15 protein-coding genes and 1 pseudogene are annotated in these 18,249 nt (G+C 57.7%); 10 read left to right on the top strand and 6 right to left on the bottom strand.

Annotated features, from left to right (window positions below; genetic code table 11):
* Positions 1–16: 16 nt before the first annotated feature.
* From NAO55_RS03355 to NAO55_RS03320, 8 genes and pseudogenes are all read left to right on the top strand, one after another.
* Positions 17–262: pseudogene (locus NAO55_RS03355) on the top strand (acyltransferase family protein); the annotation flags it as partial.
* A 157-nt stretch (positions 263–419) separates the two neighbouring features.
* Positions 420–1,079: a glycosyltransferase family 2 protein gene (locus NAO55_RS03350; protein ID WP_197932475.1), complete on the top strand. Its 660-nt coding sequence runs from the start codon at positions 420–422 to the stop codon at positions 1,077–1,079.
* The gene (cysC, locus tag NAO55_RS03345; RefSeq protein WP_102840254.1) at positions 1,069–1,671 is read left to right on the top strand and encodes an adenylyl-sulfate kinase; all 603 of its coding nucleotides are present in this window, start codon (positions 1,069–1,071) and stop codon (positions 1,669–1,671) included. Before NAO55_RS03350 ends, cysC begins: the two co-directional genes overlap by 11 nt.
* Positions 1,672–1,945: 274 nt before the next feature.
* The gene (locus tag NAO55_RS03340; protein ID WP_197932474.1) at positions 1,946–3,721 is read left to right on the top strand and encodes an SLC13 family permease; all 1,776 of its coding nucleotides are present in this window, start codon (positions 1,946–1,948) and stop codon (positions 3,719–3,721) included.
* 51 nt (positions 3,722–3,772) lie between these two features.
* Positions 3,773–4,963, top strand: a complete 1,191-nt coding sequence (locus NAO55_RS03335; protein WP_102840255.1) for a glycosyltransferase family 4 protein — start codon at positions 3,773–3,775, stop codon at positions 4,961–4,963.
* The gene (locus tag NAO55_RS03330) at positions 4,963–5,952 is read left to right on the top strand and encodes a UDP-glucose 4-epimerase family protein (RefSeq protein WP_102840256.1); all 990 of its coding nucleotides are present in this window, start codon (positions 4,963–4,965) and stop codon (positions 5,950–5,952) included. Before NAO55_RS03335 ends, NAO55_RS03330 begins: the two co-directional genes overlap by 1 nt.
* Positions 5,949–6,500 (top strand): sugar transferase, encoded by a 552-nt coding sequence (locus NAO55_RS03325; RefSeq protein WP_102840257.1) that lies wholly within the window; start codon positions 5,949–5,951, stop codon positions 6,498–6,500. Before NAO55_RS03330 ends, NAO55_RS03325 begins: the two co-directional genes overlap by 4 nt.
* 62 nt (positions 6,501–6,562) lie before the next feature.
* Positions 6,563–8,572, top strand: coding sequence for a polysaccharide biosynthesis protein (locus tag NAO55_RS03320; RefSeq protein ID WP_102840258.1), 2,010 nt, complete (start codon positions 6,563–6,565; stop codon positions 8,570–8,572).
* Between the two features lie 211 nt (positions 8,573–8,783).
* Here the strand turns inward: NAO55_RS03320 and NAO55_RS03315 are convergent, their stop codons facing one another.
* A complete protein-coding gene (locus NAO55_RS03315; protein ID WP_046619785.1) occupies positions 8,784–9,191 on the bottom strand; it encodes a PA2817 family protein in 408 nt (135 codons plus the stop codon).
* Between the two features lie 179 nt (positions 9,192–9,370).
* Positions 9,371–10,108, bottom strand: a complete 738-nt coding sequence (locus tag NAO55_RS03310) for a 4'-phosphopantetheinyl transferase family protein (protein WP_102840259.1) — start codon at positions 10,106–10,108, stop codon at positions 9,371–9,373.
* Positions 10,109–10,445: 337 nt separating this feature from the next.
* Here NAO55_RS03310 and pap point away from each other — a divergent pair, with 337 nt between their 5' ends.
* Together pap and NAO55_RS03300 are read left to right on the top strand one after the other, a co-directional pair.
* Positions 10,446–11,945: a polyphosphate:AMP phosphotransferase gene (gene pap / locus NAO55_RS03305; RefSeq protein WP_102840260.1), complete on the top strand. Its 1,500-nt coding sequence runs from the start codon at positions 10,446–10,448 to the stop codon at positions 11,943–11,945.
* A gap of 421 nt (positions 11,946–12,366) precedes the next feature.
* Entirely contained in the window at positions 12,367–13,551 is a 1,185-nt protein-coding gene (locus NAO55_RS03300; protein ID WP_102840261.1) for a thiolase family protein, read from the top strand.
* 286 nt (positions 13,552–13,837) lie between these two features.
* Here the strand turns inward: NAO55_RS03300 and NAO55_RS03295 are convergent, their stop codons facing one another.
* From NAO55_RS03295 to NAO55_RS03280, 4 genes are all read right to left on the bottom strand, one after another.
* A complete protein-coding gene (locus NAO55_RS03295; RefSeq protein WP_102840262.1) occupies positions 13,838–14,938 on the bottom strand; it encodes a polysaccharide biosynthesis/export family protein in 1,101 nt (366 codons plus the stop codon).
* Positions 14,939–15,387: 449 nt separating this feature from the next.
* Positions 15,388–16,155 (bottom strand): WecB/TagA/CpsF family glycosyltransferase, encoded by a 768-nt coding sequence (locus tag NAO55_RS03290; protein WP_063540498.1) that lies wholly within the window; start codon positions 16,153–16,155, stop codon positions 15,388–15,390.
* Positions 16,148–17,023 carry a glycosyltransferase family 2 protein gene (locus NAO55_RS03285; protein WP_102840263.1) on the bottom strand — a complete coding sequence of 292 codons (876 nt, stop codon included), beginning with the start codon at positions 17,021–17,023 and terminating at the stop codon, positions 16,148–16,150. The genes NAO55_RS03290 and NAO55_RS03285 overlap by 8 nt, the downstream gene beginning before the upstream one ends.
* The gene (locus NAO55_RS03280; RefSeq protein WP_102840264.1) at positions 16,983–18,236 is read right to left on the bottom strand and encodes a hypothetical protein; all 1,254 of its coding nucleotides are present in this window, start codon (positions 18,234–18,236) and stop codon (positions 16,983–16,985) included. The genes NAO55_RS03285 and NAO55_RS03280 overlap by 41 nt, the downstream gene beginning before the upstream one ends.
* Positions 18,237–18,249 lie beyond the last annotated feature (13 nt).

The raw sequence follows: 18,249 nt of genomic DNA, 5'->3' as shown, positions 1-18,249 counted from the left end.
AACTTTGGTGAGGTTGATGAAAAGACACTACAGGCCGGATATTGACGGCATTCGCGCTATCGCTGTAATGAGCGTGCTGCTCTTTCACGCCGGGTTCGCGTCCTTTTCCGGCGGCTATGTCGGGGTGGACGTATTCTTCGTGATCAGTGGTTTTCTAATCACGCGCCTGATCAAGGATGAGATCGAGGAGGGGCGTTTCAGCTTCGGCGAGTTTTACGCGCGACGTGCCCGCAGGCTGTTCCCGGCGCTTTTCGCGAAAGTGTCCGAGCGAGGCGTTACTTTGGGAGTGAGCTTTATCCATCTGGTGGTTTACCTGTGTGGGGCGAAAAAATGTCGTGAGACCATCGGACATAGAAAGCTGTACAGAAATACTGATCATTTAATTAGAGATGGTAGTAATCTCGTGTTGCGGGGCTTTAGTGTTGAACTCTGATGGGGTCACAGTGGTAGTGCCGGCTTTCAACGAAGCGCAACGTATCGGTGCGGTGGTTGCTGCGCTGACGTCCCGAGTCGACGAGGTGATCGTGGTTGACGACGGCAGCTGCGACGATACGGCTGCTATTGCAGAGGCGGCCGGAGCAAGAGTGCTGAGGCAGGCTTCAAATCAGGGTTATATAGCGGCGTTGCGCCATGGTATTGCCGCTGCCCGCGCCGAAGTTATCGTCACCATTGATGCAGATGGTGAAATGCCTTTGGAACGCATTGACGCTTTGGTTGCTCCCATTCGTGAAGGCGTAGCTGACATGGTGCAAGGGCATCGCCAACAGATCGTCAGACCGTCTGAGCGCTTCCTTACGTGGCTCGCTTCCTTGAAAGGACCCGTAGGCGATTCCGGTAGCGGGATGAGGGCTATACGTAGTGATCTTGCCAAGCGGTTGGAGTTGAAGGGCGCTTGCATCTGTGGAACTCTGACTTTGGAGGTGCTCGCCAACGGAGGGCGGGTCCAAGAAGTACCAATTTTTTTAAAAGCTGTGGCCAAGCCCAGGCGAATTGCATGGTTTCATGTTAGGCAATTATTTTATCTTATTCCTTGGTTGGTTCGTTCATTTAAAGGGCAGGGAATGCAAGATGAAAAATAATTTGCTTTGGAGCAAAAGCTTGATAACTAAGCAACAGCGTTCAGCCCAGAAGCGTCAGCAGCCATGCATCCTCTGGTTTACTGGCTACAGCGGGTCGGGAAAATCTACCTTGGCCAATGCTCTGGAGCAGGAATTATTCGGGCTTAATCATCATACGTATCTGCTCGATGGCGATAACGTAAGGCAAGGATTGAATAAGGATCTTGGATTCTCGGATGCCGACCGTCAGGAAAATATTCGTCGTATAGGTGAGTTGGCTGCACTTTTTGTAGATTCGGGTCTACTGGTTCTCGCGGCATTTATTTCACCATTTCGGGCTGAGCGCCGAATGGTGCGTGGGCTAGTAGAGCCCGGCGAGTTTATCGAGATTCATGTAGCTACGCCGCTGAGCACTTGCGAACAGCGTGATCCTAAAGGTCTGTATAAGAAGGCTCGCGCCGGTGAAATTCAAAATTTTACGGGTATCGATTCTGATTATGAGTTGCCGGAGAACCCGGAGTTGAAAATAGATACATCAGTGCAGTCGCTAGATCAATCTGTCGAACAGATTGTTGCTTTTCTAAGGAAGCGAGGCATTCTCAAGTATATCTAATAGAATGCAGATTGGTGGCGTTTTCGACGCTATGCTGAAATCATATCCAGTGCTGGTGTGGATGCTATTGTATCAATGGAAAATTGCTTAATCGTGTTTCGATCAAGAATTTTTTATATCTGAAATTTCCTAAAGAAATTTTTCTTCACTATTCGTGCATCCTTGAATGACTGTAGGGAAGCTGATGAACTGGCATGTTAATTTCCTTTGGTAGTGCTGCCAAGCTGCAAGCGATATCAATTATTGTCGCGCGAAGGCGTGATACTGACTTGGGATGAATCCTGTGGAATTGGATGCCATTTTTACCCTTGCGGTGGTGGTCGGAGTCTTGTTGTCACTGGCCGCTACTCGAATCCCTGCCGATCTGATCCTGATGGCTGCGCTGGCCTTTCTGGTGATCAGCGGCATTCTGCCTCCTCACGATGCGTTGGCAGGTTTTGCCAATATGGGGGTTATTACTATCGGCACCTTGTATGTGGTGGCCGCTGGTTTGAAGGAAACCGGTGCGGTGCAGTGGGTGGCTTCACGCTTGCTTGGGCAGCCGCAATCTGTGCGTGGCGCGCAGGTACGAATGCTCGTACCAACCAGTCTGCTTAGCGCCTTTATGAACAATACCACTGTGGTTGCGATGTTTATTCCAGCAATTCAGGACTGGTCTCAGCGTCTACGGATACCTGCGTCTAAGCTCTTGCTGCCGCTTAGTTATGCGACCATCTTGGGCGGAACTTGCACGCTAATTGGAACTAGTACTAATTTGGTTGTGGACGGTTTATTGCGGGCTAAAACCGGCACGCACCTCGGCTTGTTCGAGCTTGCTTGGGTAGGGGGGGCCTTGTTGCTTGTTGGCATCAGCTTCCTCGTACTATTTGCTGACAGGCTGCTTCCTAGCCGCGGTGGAGTAAGGGAGAAATTAGAGCAGGTCCGAGAGTATGGGGTCGAGGTGGAGGTGGTAAGCCCCGGCCCTCTAATTGGCAAGACTATTGAGCAGGCAGGTTTGCGTCATTTGTCCTATGGCTATCTAGCGGAGATCAACCGGCAGGGGCGCCTGATCACGGCGGCAGAGCCTGACCGAACCTTGCAGCCAGGAGACAAGCTGTACTTTATCGGGGCGCCGGAGTGCGCCAGCGAGCTGCGCCGAATCCAAGGTTTAAAACCGGCCAATGGCAGCATTCATAAGCTGGAGCTGGCTAATCATCAACGTTGCTTGGTTGAGGTGGTGCTTGGGACGGAGTTTTCAGCGCTGAACAAAACCGTGCGTGAATCTCAATTCCGTACGCGTTTCAATGCAGTGATACTATCGATATCTCGCAATGGCAACCGGATTCCCGGAAAGCTGGGCGATATTTCGTTGCGTGTGGGTGACACGTTGTTGCTTGAGGCCAGTCACCAGTTTGTCGAGCAGTACCGTTTTCGCCGTGATTTTCTATTGGTCAGTGCGTTGAACGATTCAACCCCGCCCAATTTCCACAAGGCACCCTTGGCTCTGGGAATATTGCTGTTAATGGTATTGCTCTCAGCGTTCGGACTGTTGCCGATCATGGAGGCTGCGTTCCTGGCTGCCGGTGCTATGCTCGTTACTCGTTGCATTACGGCAAGTAAGGCTCGGCGTTATATCGATTTGCCCGTTTTGGTAGCGATCGCCGCGTCATTTTCCCTTGGCAACGCGATGACGTTGACTGGCGCTGCGGAAAGTATTGCAGAGTTTTTGATTGTCTCCGATAAAATAACGCCATGGGTAGCATTGGCTCTTGTGTATCTGCTCACTGCGGCGTTTACTGAGGTTATTACCAATAATGCGGCGGCGATTTTAATGTTTCCCATCGCGATGGCGGTCGCAGAAAAGCTGGGTGTGTCGTTCCTGCCGTTTGTGATTGCGACGATGTTTGCTGCTTCCGCTAGCTTTATTACGCCGCTGGGCTATCAAACTAATATGATGGTTTATGGGCCAGGTCGTTATAAGTTTTCCGATTATGCCCGCCTTGGTATCCCACTGAGCTTGATTTCGGGGTTTGTGGTGGTTCTGGTTATTCCTTTTATTTGGCATTTTTAATGGGGTGTGGCTTTTTATTAAATTCCGCCTCGGTTGGATCAGTGATATGTAATGCCTAAACGAATTCTGCTACTTACTTTTTTCTATCCGCCGGATCTCTCTGCAGGCTCTTTTCGCGCCAAGGCATTGGTTGATGCGCTTTGTGAGCAGGCCGGTGGGCAAGTAGATATCGACGTGCTGACCACACAGCCCAACCGCTACCACTCCCACGCCAGTGAGACGCTAGCTGTCGAGGAGCAAGGCTGTTTACGCATCCGGCGCGTCCAGCTGCCAGTGCATAAGAGCGGGTTTGTCGATCAGGCAAAGGCGTTTGCAGCTTTTGCTTTGCAGGCCAATCGAATTGCTGGCGAAGGTCACTATGACGTTGTGGTGGCGACGTCATCGAGGTTGATGACGGCTGTATTGGGAAGCTGGATCGCTCGTCGCCAGCGGGCGCGGTTGTATTTGGATATCCGTGACATCTTCGTTGAAAACTTGAGAGAGCTGTTTACCGCTCCGCTTGGAAAGCTTTTTTCGGTTGCTTTTGCTGCACTCGAGCGCTGGGCGGTTGGACGGGCCGAGAAGGTAAATCTGGTTACGGCTGGCTTCCTGGGCTATTTCCAGCCTAGATATCCGAAGCAACGGTTCTCGTTGTATTCGAATGGGGTGGATGATGATTTTCTAAACTTCCCGGGGACTGGGCTTGCCGTTAACGCTCCCGACAAGCGTCTATGTATTCTGTATGCCGGAAACATTGGCGATGGGCAGGGGCTGCATTTGATCATTCCGGCGCTCGCGCAACGTCTGGGCGCGCGGGCTCATTTTTGTATCGTTGGTGCCGGAGGGCGCTCTCAGGCCCTGCGAGATGCTGTGGCCGGAGGCGATCTGACCAACGTGGAATTGATCCCGCCAGTTCAGCGCGAGCGGTTGCTCGAGATGTACAAACAGGCGGATGTGCTTTTTCTACATTTGAACGATTTCAGCGCATTTCGACGAGTATTGCCGTCCAAACTGTTCGAGTACGCGGCGACCGGTAAGCCTGTATTGGCGGGCGTTGCCGGCTTTGCAGCGGACTTTGTCAGGACGGAAGTTACAAACGCAGAGGTGTTTGCGCCCTGTGATGTCGAGGGTGCAATTGCCGCAATGGAAAAATTGAGCCTGGAGCCAAAGGCGCGTCCGGAGTTCGTCGAGCGTTTCTCCCGTCGCCGAATCATGGGGGCCATGGCGGAAGACGTTCTTGAGCTCGTCCGGGAGGCCGATTGATGGACGTACTCGTGACCGGGGCGAATGGATTCGTTGGTGGGGCCTTGCTGCTTCGCTTGGCGGAATTGGAGGGCTGGCAACCAATTGCTGCAGTTCGAACGCTTCCATCCACTGAGCCGATTTTGTCCAACAGCGCTTGTATTGGAAAAGCAGTGAGATACGTCGAACTTGGCGATCTGGCGAACGGAGCGTTCGATCCCTGCGTTTTCAATGGGGTTGATGCAGTCGTTCACTGCGCCGCACGTGTCCATGTAATGAACGAGTCGGACGTGGACCCGCTCTCTGCCTTCCGGGCGGTAAATGTTGTTGGCACGCTCAATCTGGCAAAACAGGCTTCATCTGTAGGTGTGAAGCGATTCGTCTTTATCAGCACCATCAAGGTCAATGGTGAAGCGACAGTATCGGGCGAGCCTTTCCTCGCGGATGACTTGCCTGCGCCGGAGGATGCATACGGGCTTTCCAAGCTGGAGGCTGAGCAAGGGTTGAAGCTGCTGGCCGCCGAAACCGGCATGGAAGTGGTAATTATCCGTCCTCCGCTTGTGTATGGGAGCGGCGTCAAAGGCAATTTCGGGAGCCTGATCAAGTTGGTCGAGAAAGAGGTTCCGCTTCCGTTCGGTGCAATCCACAATAAGCGCTCGCTGGTGGGCATCGACAATCTCGTCGATCTGATCGTTCGCTGCATTGATCATCCCGCTGCCGCCAATCAGATATTCCTTGCCGGCGACGGACAGGATCTGTCGACCCCTGAGTTGATCCGCGGGCTGGCCATAGCGATGGGCAAGCGCGCGCGGCTGATTCCCCTTCCGGCCGGAATTCTCAAGTTCGCTGCTACGCTGCTGGGCAAACGTGCTTTGGCCCACCGACTGTTGGGCTCGCTCCAGGTGGATATCACCAAGACGCGCGAGCTGCTCGAATGGCAGCCGCGCCATTCGGTCGAGGATGGCCTCCGCCGCTGTTTCGTTACCTCAAGCCAGGGAGGCCGCGTGTGATTCGGACGTTCGATATAGTGCTTTCCCTTCTAGGGCTGGTTGTTGGTGCGCCGGTGCTTATAGCGCTGGCGATCATCGGTATGTTTGATACAGGCTCACCGATATTTCGGCAGGTCCGTGTAGGGAGGCACCAGCAGCCTTTTACCTTGGTCAAATTTCGCACCATGGCGCAAGGCACCGCCTCCGTACCAACTCATCTTGCCAGCAGCGCCTCGGTCACTCGATTTGGTAGTTTCCTGCGCCGGACGAAGCTGGATGAATTGCCTCAGCTGTGGAACGTGCTCAAGGGCGAAATGAGTTTGGTAGGGCCTCGACCGGGTTTGTTCAATCAGGAGGAACTCACTAATGAGCGCGCCAAGCGTGGTGTGTTTGCCGTTCGGCCCGGCATCACCGGGCTCGCGCAAGTGCGAGGGGTAGATATGTCGACCCCGGCGTTGCTTGCGGAAATGGATCAGAAAATGATTTCCAGCCTTACGCTGGCGACTTACGTGAAATATATCGTCCAGACATTAACTGGTGGGGGCTCTGGAGATCGCATTTTCGACTAACCTATTGGCCTGGCTTGTATCCAATTCCAGTGCCGCCCCATTCGCCGAAGAACAAGACTTTTATGCTTAGGTTCGCTGAGAAAGTGAGAACCCATCTGGTTCGTTTGCCGCGGCGGCAGAAACGCCTGATTCAGGTTGCTGTGGACGTTCTGCTGGTCTGGTTGGCGCTATGGCTGGCTTTCTATGTCCGCCTTGGTAATGCCGAGTTTGCAGAACCATTTGGCGGCCACTCCTGGTTGTTCGCTATAGCCCCGGTCGTTTCGATTCCCTTTTTTGTACGCTTGGGTATGTACCGTGCCGTCATGCGCTATTTCGGTAATGACGCGCTGATGACCATCGTTAAAGCTGTCTCACTTTCAGCTTTGTCGTTATCGCTTGCCATTTATTGGTATACCGATGCGCCCAAACTTATCCCCCGGTCCATGGTATTTAATTACTGGTGGGTGAGTCTTGTGCTCATTGGCGGGCTGCGGCTCGTAATGCGCCATTACTTCATGGGTAATTGGTTCACACCTGCGTCGTTGAGCAAATTCAAAGCTCGAGATGCCGGGCTGGCTAAAGTTGCGATCTACGGTGCTGGTGCGGCAGGAAATCAGTTGGTGGCTGCGCTTCGGATGGGGCGCGCGATGCGGCCGGTCGCTTTTATCGACGACGACCCGAATCTGTACAACCGTTCCATCGCCGGTCTTCACGTCTATTCAGCCAAACATATTGAACAGATGGTCGAAGACACCGGCGCGGTTGAAATACTTCTCGCCATTCCGTCGGCTACCCGAGCCAGGCGGCGGCAGATACTTGAAATGCTTGAACATTATCCGCTCCACGTCAGATCTGTTCCGGGGTTTATGGACTTGGCGAGTGGCAAGGTCCAGGTTGATGACATTCAAGAAGTGGACATTGCCGACCTTCTTGGACGTGACGCCGTTCCCCCAGTCCAAGAGCTACTGGAAAAGTGCATCCGCAGCCAGGCTGTGATGGTTACCGGGGCTGGTGGTTCCATTGGCTCCGAGCTGTGCAGGCAGATAATTGCGAGCCAGCCCGCGGTGTTGTTGTTGTTCGAGCACAGTGAGTACAACCTTTACAGCATTCATCTTGAGCTGGAACGACGTGTTGAGCGGGAGGCTATCTCGACTCGCCTGGTGCCGATTCTCGGTTCGATACGTAACGCCGACCGTGTGCTGGATGTAATGCGCACCTGGGGCGTGCAGACGGTTTATCACGCTGCTGCGTACAAGCATGTACCCATGGTCGAGCACAACGTTGCTGAGGGTGTGCTGAACAATGTGGTGGGTACATTGAACACTGCCCAGGCGGCAGTGCAGGCGGGTGTCAGCAATTTCGTGCTGATTTCCACTGACAAGGCCGTTAGGCCGACCAATGTCATGGGCAGTACCAAGCGTGTCGCGGAGTTGATCCTGCAGGCGCTCAGCCGTGAACCGGCGCCAAGCCTGTTCGGCATTGCGAACGCCGTGCATCACGTCAACAAGACCCGTTTCACGATGGTGCGGTTCGGTAATGTACTGGGTTCTTCCGGGTCGGTGATTCCGCGCTTCTATCAACAAATTCGCGCGGGCGGGCCGGTGACGGTGACGCATCCGAAGATCACCCGTTATTTCATGACCATTCCCGAGGCGGCGCAGCTGGTTGTCCAGGCGGGGTCGATGGGGCAGGGCGGTGACGTGTTTGTGCTGGACATGGGGCAGCCGGTGCGTATTGCCGAGCTGGCCGAAAAGCTGATTCATCTTTCCGGCTTGAGCGTGCGATCCGAGAGGTGCACGCATGGGGATATCAAGATCGAGTACACCGGCTTGCGCCCCGGCGAGAAGCTGTATGAAGAGCTGCTGATCGGCGACAACGTGAGCCCTACCGAGCATCCTATGATCATGCGCGCCGATGAGGAGCATCTTGATTGGGATGTGCTCAAGGACCGGCTGGCGAAATTGCTCAAGGCGGTGGAGAGCGACGATTACCCCCAGGTGCGGCAACTGCTTCGTGAAGTGGTGAGCGGGTATGTGCCGGAGGGTGAGATCGTCGATTGGATCTACCAGCAGCGGCGGGTAGAGCCTGAGTAAGTAGAGTTACGTCAGGGGTGGCCTAGTCTTCTGGCTGCTTCTGAACAGCCCTGCTGGTTGGGAAGGCGCGATTTTAAATCTCCTCTGCAACAGCCTCCACCGTGAGAGTACCTCCCTTCCCAAGGGGGCTTCAGCCCCCACCATTAGCGGTTGTTGATTGCCTCTCTGTTGGTCAAATACTCCTCGCCATTCGGCTGGCTGGTGTCGGATATCAGTGCCGTGCGCCCTCATCCGACATGCTCAACAGCTGCTTTTCACGGTTCCAGTCGAACGGTTCGTCGTTCTGCTCGGCTTCGTAGCGGCGCTCTTCGAGTTGCTGGAAGACGGCAATCTCGTCATCCGGCATGAAGTGCAGGCAGTCGCCGCCGAAGTACCACAGTAAATCGCGCGGAACCAGGTGGGCGATCTGGGGATAGCGGTGGAAGACCTGGCAGATCAGGTCCTGGCCCATGTGGCGCTCTTCCGGGACGTTCTGCAGGTTCATGATCAGTTCGTCGAAGCGTTCGAGAAACAATGCGTGGCTTTCTTCCGAGACTTGTTCGGCCTCGCCCATGGCGAGCAGGATGCCGCGCAGATGGGCCAGCAGGGCCAGGTTGTGATCGTGGTATGGATTGGCCATGTGTTCACCTGTGTCGGTTTCTGAAAGGCGCGATTATAGGCGTGCGCGCCGGTGAATTGGGGTGTCTGGTTGACTCGCTTATAGCTCGCAGGTTCGGTTTTTCGGATGAGGTGATGGTTGGCTCGTCGGCTTGCCAGCGCTGAAAAACGGGGTCGTCTATCGCTTTGTCGACAGCGCGACTAGCTTGGCTCGATCTCGCCGGGCTGGGCTGGAATGCTGATCAAGCTGAGCAGGTAGCCTTCGAAGGTAGTGAACTGGCCGCCAAGCTCGATGCCGTTGCGCCAGTTTGCGGACAGATCGATCAACAAACGCAGGCGCGCCACGCCTTGACGAGTGGCGTCCAGCACTTCGGCATCCTGGAAGTAGAAGCGTCGCTTCACCAGCGGATACAGTGCTTTGAACAGGCTTTCCTTTAACGAGAAGGTTCGGGTAACCAGTTTGGAGCGCTCGTCTTCGTTTAGCGGAGAGTAGAGTTCCAGTTCACGGGGTGTGAGGATTTCGGCAGCCAGGCGGTCGGCTCGTTCGGGAGCAAGAATGCGCTCGATATCCAGTCCCAGTCCGCTCCATTGCTGACTGGAACCCACCACCACGCCTGCCCATCCTGCGCCGTGGGTAATGGAACCAACGACGCCGCGCGGCCACTGCGGCGCGCGGTCTTCACCCACTGGCGGCACGAATGCAGTGCCGGTCAGGCCTCGCAGGGCCTCCCGAGCGCACAAGCGTCCAGCGAGAAACTCGGCCCGCCGCTTGCTGACGCCTTTCTGTGCGGGAATCTCCCAGCGGCCAAAATCCTCGGGGTCGAGCAATGCCGGGTCGAAGCGTGTGCTCATCAGGCTGACACCCGCCAAGGCTTGCGGTAGCGGCCAGTGGTCGGTGAGTGGCGTGCAGCAGCTCGGGTAGGAAGGCAGATCGTTCATGGTCGCTATTCTGCCTCAAGGCAGGCGGTGAATGTCATCGCGCTGCGGCGGACGCGCCGTACTTCGCACGGCGAATTACCCGTTGCTCCTCGCGCTGTTTCGCCGGCATCGGTCCCGCTCCAGGTTGATGCTTGGGCATCTGGACTGCTTCCCGCCGTCTCTCTCCCGCAGGGAGAGGGGTGTGCAAATTCAACAGCACGCCATCTTCGATAACGGCTGCAGCTTCGCTTCAGGAGGAATAAACCGTATCAAGGCTGCGGTTATTTTTTCACGCGCTGCTCGCTATGCCTTCAGGGTGCCTGCTAGGGTTGAGCGCATCACCTGGACGGAGAAAGCGATGTTCGAATCAGCCGAAATTGGTCACTCCATCGGCAAGGAGGCCTACGATGCGGCGGTGCCCGAGTTGCGTGAAGCGCTGCTGCAGGCGCAGTACCGGCTCAAGGCCCAGGCGCGGTTCCCGGTCCTCATACTGATCAATGGCATCGAGGGCGCCGGCAAAGGGGAAACCATCAAGCTGCTCAACGAGTGGATGGATCCGCGGCTGATACGTGTCGACAGCTTCGATGTGCCCAGCGACGAAGAGCTCGCGCATCCACCGGCATGGCGTTTCTGGCGACGCCTGCCGCCGAAGGGCCACACCGGGATTTTCTTCGGCAACTGGTACAGCAAGATGCTCGAGGATCGTGTGCACGGGCGCATCGATGGTGCCGAGCTGAAACTCGCCACCGCGCGGGCGCAGCGCCTGGAGCGGATGCTCTGTGACGAGGGCGCGCTGATCTTCAAGTTCTGGTTCCATCTGTCCAAGGAGCGTATGAACGCCCGGCTCGATTCGCTGAAGAATGACCCGCTGCACAGCTGGCGCATCAGCCCGTTGGATTGGCAACAGTCGAAGACTTACGACAAGTTCGTGCGCCATGGTGAGAAAATCCTGCGCCTCAGCAGCCGGGATTTTGCGCCTTGGTATGTGATCGAGGGTGCGGACGAGCGTTACCGCAGCCTGACCGTCGGCCGCATCCTGCTTGAAGGTCTGCAGGCCGCGCTGGCCGCTGCGGAGCAGCCTGGGCAGGCGGCGTCGCAGCCGCATTCGGCGCCGCTACAGATCGATCTGGATCATTTGAGCCTGCTGGACAGCCTGGATCTGAGCCAGAAGCTCACCAAGGACGACTACCAGCAGCAGCTGGTGACGGAGCAGGCGCGCCTGTCGCAACTGCTGCGCGACCGCCGCTTGCGCAAACGCGGGGTGCTCGCGCTGTTCGAAGGACACGATGCGGCGGGCAAGGGCAGTGCGATCCGGCGCGTCACCGGGGCGCTCGACCCACGCCTTTACCGCACCGTGCAGATCGCTGCGCCAACCGATGAAGAGCTGGCGCAGCCCTGGCTCTGGCGCTTCTGGCGCAATGTGCCGGAACGCGGCAAGTTCACCATCTTCGACCGTTCCTGGTACGGGCGTGTGCTGGTCGAGCGCGTCGAAGGCTTCTGCACGCCGGACGAGTGGTTGCGTGCCTATTCTGAGATCAATGATTTCGAAGAGCAGCTGGTGGACGGGGATGTGGTGCTGGTGAAGTTCTGGCTGAGCATCGACAAGAAGACCCAGCTCAAGCGCTTCAAGGAGCGGGAAGAGACCGCCTTCAAGCGCTTCAAGATCACTGATGAAGACTGGCGCAACCGCGAGCGCTGGGATGAGTACGGCCACGCTGTGGCGGACATGGTCGACCGCACCAGTACCGAGATCGCGCCCTGGACGCTGGTGGAGGCGAACGACAAGCGCTTCGCCAGGGTGAAGGTACTGCGGACGTTGAACGAGGCGCTGGAGGCGGCGATCGAGAAGGGGCGTTGACCGCGCCCTGTGACCGCCGAGCTGCCGGTGGGTTGTTCGCGGTCAAGACCGCTCCCACGCCGGGCCTGCTTCTGTCGTTCGTATCGTTCCTGTGGGCAAGGGTAATTCCGCTGCCCTGTTAAGCGTTAGGAACGATCCCTGGTCCGGCGCACCACGCCTCTGTGGGGGCGGACTTGCCCGCGAATCAGCGAGGCCGCTGGTCAGGCGCTATGCGCTCACCTTCGGGATTGCCGGCAAGCCTGCGCAAAAGGGGGCCGGCCGGCGAGGCGATGGCCGTGCATATGCTTGCTGAATGGTCGTCGCCATGCTCGCGACGCCGGAACTATGCTCGGATCACCGTCCACCCAGCGGTCGTGGAACAATCCGTGCGCCCGGCGCCGTCATAACATCCCCGCGACCGCCTCGATAACTGAGGTATCCCATGCGTGAAGTAGTGATCGTCGATAGCGTGCGGACCGGCCTGGCCAAGTCCTTCCGCGGCAAGTTCAACATGACCCGTCCCGACGACATGGCGGCGCATTGCGTCGATGCGCTGCTGTCGCGCAACGACCTCGATCCGGCGCTGGTCGAGGATTGCATCGTCGGTGCCGGCTCGAATGAAGGTGCGCAGGGCTACAACATCGGCCGCAACGTGGCCGTGCTGTCACGCCTGGGCATCGCCTGCTCGGGGATGACGCTGAACCGTTACTGCTCGTCGGGCCTGCAGGCCATCGCGGTCGCGGCCAACCAGATCGCTTCGGGCTGCAGTGACATCATCGTCGCCGGCGGGGTCGAGTCCATCACCCTGACGCTGAAGAGCCGCAACACTGATCACCTGTTCAACCCGATCATCCAGGAGCGCGTGCCAGGTATCTACCACACCATGGGGCAGACGGCCGAGCTGGTGGCGCGGCGCTACAACGTCACCCGCGAGCAGCAGGACCTCTATGCCCTGCAGAGCCAGCAGCGCACCGCGCGCGCTCAGGTCGATGGGCTGTTCGGCGACGAGATCGTGCCGATGAACGTGCAGTACTTCACCGAGGACAAGAACACCGGCGAACGTATGCTGCACCAGGGCGTGGTCGACCGTGACGACTGCAACCGTCCGGATACCACGCTGGAAAGCCTGGCCGGGCTCAAGCCGGCCTTCGCCGAGGATGGTTCGGTCACCGCCGGTAACGCGTCGCAACTGTCGGACGGCGCCTCGATGACGCTGGTGATGAGCCTGGACAAGGCCATCGAACTTGGCCTCAAGCCGCGCGCCTTTTTCCGTGGTTTCACCGTGGCAGGCTGTGAGCCGGAAGAGATGGGCATCGGGCCGGTATACGCCGTGCCGCGTCTGCTCAAGGCCAAGGGGCTGCAGATCGACGACATCGACCTGTGGGAACTCAACGAGGCCTTTGCATCGCAGTGCCTGTACTGCCGCGACGCGCTGGGCATCGACAACGAGAAGTACAACGTCAACGGCGGCTCGATCTCCATCGGTCATCCGTTCGGCATGACCGGCTCGCGTACGGCGGGGCACATCGTGCGCGAACTGCAGCGGCGCAATCTGCGTTACGGCGTAGTGACCATGTGCGTGGGCGGTGGCATGGGCGCTGCCGGGTTGTTCGAGGCGGTGCGTTAACGCCATCGAAACCGTTTAGCGAAACGGGCCTGATACCGAGTTGTAGCAGGCCCGTTTTTCGTTCGGGGTGAGTCCCGTGTGCTTGCTCAGCCGCTGCGGACTGGCGGGGGCGGTGGGGCGAGTGCCGCCGCCGATGGCGGCTTTGCATCCGGTTGCCATTGGATGCATTGCCGTGCAGGCAGCTTGTTGCAATGGCTACCGCTGACATACGAAAAAGCCGCAGAGCATCGGCGATGACTCTGCGGCTTCTTTATTGCCTGATCGTCAGGCGATCAAGCGATGCTGCTTAACGGTTCAGGTTGTAGTCCGCTGCGGCACCGATGCCGATGACGTTGGCCGACGGCAGCAGCTGGCTGATGAAGCGGTTCCAGCGGGTGATGTTGGCCGGCCCGACGAACACGACGTCCTGCGGCTGTAGCGGGAAGTGCTTGGCCAGGGCAAAGGCAGTCGGCGACTTGGCGTTCAGCTGAAAGACCTTGGCCGGCTCGGTCATCATGTCTTCCGCGCCACGAATCACGTACAGCGCCTCACCATCGGCGGTCTCCTGACGAATGCCGCCAGCGGTGCCCACTGCATCCATCAGGTTCATGCTGGTGGCCTTGAAGGACAGAGCCTGCGGCAGGTTTACCTCGCCCAACACGTAGATCTTGCGCTGGTCGTTGTACGGCAGGTGCAGTTGGTCGCCGTCCTTCAGGTAAACCTGATGCAGCCAGGAGTCCGGGCGGTTCAGCGAGTCGACGTCGAGCATGTACTCGCGGCCGTCACGCTTGAGGGTCAGGCCAGTGAGGTCGGCCGTTTCGGTGTCCACGCCGGCCTGGCCGATGGCCTGGGTGATGGTCATCGGCGCGGTGGTGATCGGTACTTCACCGGCGGTATCGAACGCACCGGAGACCACCACGCGCTGGCTGCCGAAGCGCAGGATCGAGACGTCGACCTGCGGGCTGTCGATGTAGTTGGTCAGGCGACGGGCGATGGTGGAGCGCAGCTCTTCGATGGTCTTGCCAGCGGCCTCGACGTTGCCGATGTACGGATAGAAGAGGGTGCCGTCAGGGCGCACCAGACGACCGTTGGCGTCTAGCTGCTGCTGCGGGCCGGAGGGTGCAGTCAATTCCGGGTGATCCCATACGGTTATGTAGAGCAGGTCATTGGCGCCGATGCGGTAGGCGCTGGGCTTGTAGTTGAGCAGTTCCTGCTTGCTGGAGGTACCCATGTCGGAGGCCAGGTCGCCCTTGAGCATCTCCGGCGTGATGCGGATCAGCTGGACCGTGCCGTGCTCGGCTTCGGCGCCATCCTTGAATTCATCGGGATCGAGATACTGGCCAGGGGCGAAGGCGCAACCCTGCAGCGCCAGTGCGGAAGTAAAAGCAAGAGCAATAAATGGTTTCATGGGGTTGTTCATCCTTGACGGAGTGGTTGTTGTTCAAAGAGTGAGACGGCTGGATTCACTGTTCTGCCTGAGGCATTCGAGTTGTTGTTTCGCCTTTCCAAGAGGATCGGAGTCATTACTCCATACTCCTCAGCGACCAAATCGGATCGGTAGCCAAAGTTTCTCTCCTTCCTGAATGTTCATCTCCTGCAGCTTTTTTATTTCAGCTACGCGGAAGCGTTATTGCTTTTCCTCCTGGCAGTAAGACTGCGGTTTAATTCGGCAGGGTTTAATCCTTTATTCGTTGAGAGTAAGCACCGCTGCCTTCTGCCTGGGACGCGCGACGCGCGTGGTTAGTTCGATGTTGAATTGCCATCGCGTCGCACTTTTCACAGTAGGGATAGACCGTCCCGGTCAGGCGGGGTTCATCGTGTTTCAGTGCAATTGCAGCCATTTTTTCGATGAATGACTCAACTGTCCTGCTTGGCCGGTTTGGCCTTGTCCATCCGGTAGCTCTTCTCCCGCATGAATGCCGGAACTATGAACAGCGCATCATGGGCGTAACGTTTTACCAATCGTTTGGGCTCGGAAAGCATCCTGTGCAGCCACTCGAGTTTGCAGTTCTGCATCCATACGGGTGCACGCTTAATACTGCCGGTGGCAAACGAGATGGATGCGCCGATACAGAAGCCCATGCCGGTTCGTTCGTGACCTTCGATGGAACTGGCGAGTATTTCCTGACGCGGCGCGCCGACCGCATAGAACACCAGTTCGGAAGGATGTTCGCGAACGAACTGCAGGGCTCGCTGCACTTCTTCCGGTTTGTTGATGAAACCCATGGGTGGGTTATGGTGGTACACCGTGATGCCAGGATAGAGCGCGCGCAACTTGCTGCATTCCTGTTCGGTGGCGCCGATCAGTACGATGCGCAGATGCTCGCGATTGGCCCAGTCGAGCAGGTCCATGGTCAGGTCGCTGCCGGGAATGACTTCCTCGATCTGCACACCGAGCCGCTGCAGCAGCGGCTGCAGGATCCGGCTGTCGCAAAGGCGCAGGCGAGCCTTGGCGTAAGCCTCGCGCAGGGCAGGGTTATCCTGCAGCTGTGCCAGGTGATCGACGTTGGGTGTCACCACGAACGAGTAGGGCTGCCTGACCCCTTCGCGAATGCAGTCCAGCAGGGCTGCCTTGCTGCCGGTATAGAAGTTCACACCGAACGCGTGGTTAGTCTGGTTAGACACTCATCGTTACTCCCTTGAATGCGCCCTTGATGCCGGACCAGGCGAGGCTGGGGTGGTTGTACTCCTTGATGACGGTGATCGCCGACAGGAAACAGGCCGACGCCAGTGCGAAACCCTGGCCGTAAAAGCGCTTGTTGAAACGGGTCGCCGCGCGGTTGCGGTAGTAGTGGTAGAAGGCCGAACGGCCGCCCGAGCTGAGCGAGCCGTAATGGAACAGGCGACTCTCGGGCACGACGCGGATCGACACGCCTTTCTTCTTCGCCTGAAACTGCCAGTCGACTTCCTCGGAATACATGAAGTACGCCTCGTCCATCATGCCGATGCGGTCGATCAGCTTGGCCGAGAACGCCAGGCTGCAGCCCATCAGGTAGTCGGGCTGCTCGCTGTTGTTTGCCATGGCTTCGAGCGACTGGTCCTTGCCCAGCAGCTTGGCCTTGCCCAGCAGCGGGTAGAGCTTGCCGCCGCCGTAGCACTCCAGGCGCCCGGTATCGGCGCTGAGGATGACCGAGCCAACGAACTGGCGGTCGTTCTCCGCCAAGGCTGCCAGCAGCGGAGAGAGCGCGTCGCTGTCGACATAGGTGTCGTTGTTGACGATCCAGAAATTGGTCACTGGCAGGTTATCCAGCGCCCAGCGCAGCCCGTAGTTGTTGCCACCGGCGTAGCCGTTATTTTCCGGATTGGCCAGTACGGTCACGTTGTGTCGTGGCTGTGCCTCCAGCCACTGGTGGAGCGCCACCACGGAGCCGTCCTGGGAGTCGTTGTCGATGACCACCACATGGTCGAGAGCCGGGCAATGAGCGAGCAGGCTCTCAACGCAACTGATGGTTTCAGTAGCTGCCTTGTAGTTGAGGATAAGCGCGACGTTCATGGATACGTTCCTGGCTGCGAAGATGACGGGCCCTTAGGGCATGAATGACGAACAGCAATGCGAAAACCGGTTGGCCGTATTCGAAGAAGCCGTTGAGCGGCCAGATGACGAAGAACGCCAGCATGGTCGCGTAGATGAAGGTCATGTCGCTGGCGATGTTCTTGGCAATGCGGTGATAGACGAACAGCGTCATCGGTACGATCAGGAAGGTGAGGAAGCCGAAGCGGAACAGCGTGCCGATAATGCCGACGTCCGAGAGGAAGAAATGCTCTCCGAAATAGGGAATGAAGCCGTCCTGCCACATCAGCGACAGCGAACCGCTGGGCAGCCAGTTGACCTGGTCGAGGTGAGCGAAGATCGCGGCGATGGTATGGGAGCGAGCGCCGTCTTCCACACTTTCCAGGGAGCTGTCATAGAACTCGACGTTGAGGCCGAGAATCTCCAGCAGGCTCGGATAGAAATAGAACGGCGATAGCAGGATCGCCAGCGAGGCGGCCCAGATGACTGCCTTGGCGCGCAGGCAGAACAGGGTGAAGGCCAGGCACAGCACGATCAGCTGGCGGGTCTGGGTGGCGAACACGAGAGTTAGCAGCAACAGTGCGGCGATCACCAGGTAGAAGGTCTTGCTGCGAGCAGCGCCGTTAATGGGCGAGGCGCCCTTCGACCAGATCTGGATGCAGTAGAAGTAGCCCAGGCAGAGCAGGTAAGGGCCGATCGACGAGCGGTCCGGGCGGTCATCCGAACGAACTTCCGGGCGCATGTCGGGAATTACACCGAACTTGAAGCACCAGGAGAAGAACGCAGCGGCCAGTGCCGCATAGAGCAGGGCGCGCTCGAACTGCAGGGTGCTGACACGTTTGCCGAGGAACAACAGGGGCGCGAAGCCCAGGCAGAACAGTACCCTTCGCTCTTCGATGAGTCCGAAGACGATCGGTTGGCCATAGGTGAAGTAGGCGAACACCGCCGGCATCAGCAGGAAGACCACTGTGCTGTACAGGCAGTAGTACATCAGGATGCGAAACTCACGCGGGGCGTCTTCCGCCGAGGCCAGCAACAGCAAAATGGTGAAGATGATGCAGACCGCGAGATACGCCTCGTTCAGCCCCTTGATGCCGTAGGGGTTGTGCGGGCTGTCACCGAACACGGAAAAATGCAGCACGATCGCCAGGATCAGCAGCGGAAAAAAGAAGAAGCGTGAGGTGAAATTCGTCATCAACCTGAGTCCT

This window comes from Stutzerimonas frequens, assembly GCF_024448335.1.
Classification (GTDB): Bacteria; Pseudomonadota; Gammaproteobacteria; order Pseudomonadales; family Pseudomonadaceae; genus Stutzerimonas; species Stutzerimonas frequens.
Note: the sequence above shows the minus strand (reverse complement) of the source record. Positions and strands in the feature narration are given on the sequence as shown.

What these genes read in the sequence shown, in the direction of transcription:
- cysC (WP_102840254.1), top strand. Translation starts at nt 1,069, where the DNA reads ATGAAAAATAATTTGCTTTGGAGCAAAAGCTTGATAACTAAGCAACAG.
- NAO55_RS03340 (WP_197932474.1), top strand. Translation starts at nt 1,946, where the DNA reads ATGAATCCTGTGGAATTGGATGCCATTTTTACCCTTGCGGTGGTGGTC.
- NAO55_RS03335 (WP_102840255.1), top strand. Translation starts at nt 3,773, where the DNA reads ATGCCTAAACGAATTCTGCTACTTACTTTTTTCTATCCGCCGGATCTC.
- NAO55_RS03330 (WP_102840256.1), top strand. Translation starts at nt 4,963, where the DNA reads ATGGACGTACTCGTGACCGGGGCGAATGGATTCGTTGGTGGGGCCTTG.
- NAO55_RS03320 (WP_102840258.1), top strand. Translation starts at nt 6,563, where the DNA reads ATGCTTAGGTTCGCTGAGAAAGTGAGAACCCATCTGGTTCGTTTGCCG.
- NAO55_RS03315 (WP_046619785.1), bottom strand. Translation starts at nt 9,191, where the DNA reads ATGGCCAATCCATACCACGATCACAACCTGGCCCTGCTGGCCCATCTG.
- NAO55_RS03310 (WP_102840259.1), bottom strand. Translation starts at nt 10,108, where the DNA reads ATGAACGATCTGCCTTCCTACCCGAGCTGCTGCACGCCACTCACCGAC.
- pap (WP_102840260.1), top strand. Translation starts at nt 10,446, where the DNA reads ATGTTCGAATCAGCCGAAATTGGTCACTCCATCGGCAAGGAGGCCTAC.
- NAO55_RS03300 (WP_102840261.1), top strand. Translation starts at nt 12,367, where the DNA reads ATGCGTGAAGTAGTGATCGTCGATAGCGTGCGGACCGGCCTGGCCAAG.
- NAO55_RS03295 (WP_102840262.1), bottom strand. Translation starts at nt 14,938, where the DNA reads ATGAAACCATTTATTGCTCTTGCTTTTACTTCCGCACTGGCGCTGCAG.
- NAO55_RS03285 (WP_102840263.1), bottom strand. Translation starts at nt 17,023, where the DNA reads ATGAACGTCGCGCTTATCCTCAACTACAAGGCAGCTACTGAAACCATC.
- NAO55_RS03280 (WP_102840264.1), bottom strand. Translation starts at nt 18,236, where the DNA reads ATGACGAATTTCACCTCACGCTTCTTCTTTTTTCCGCTGCTGATCCTG.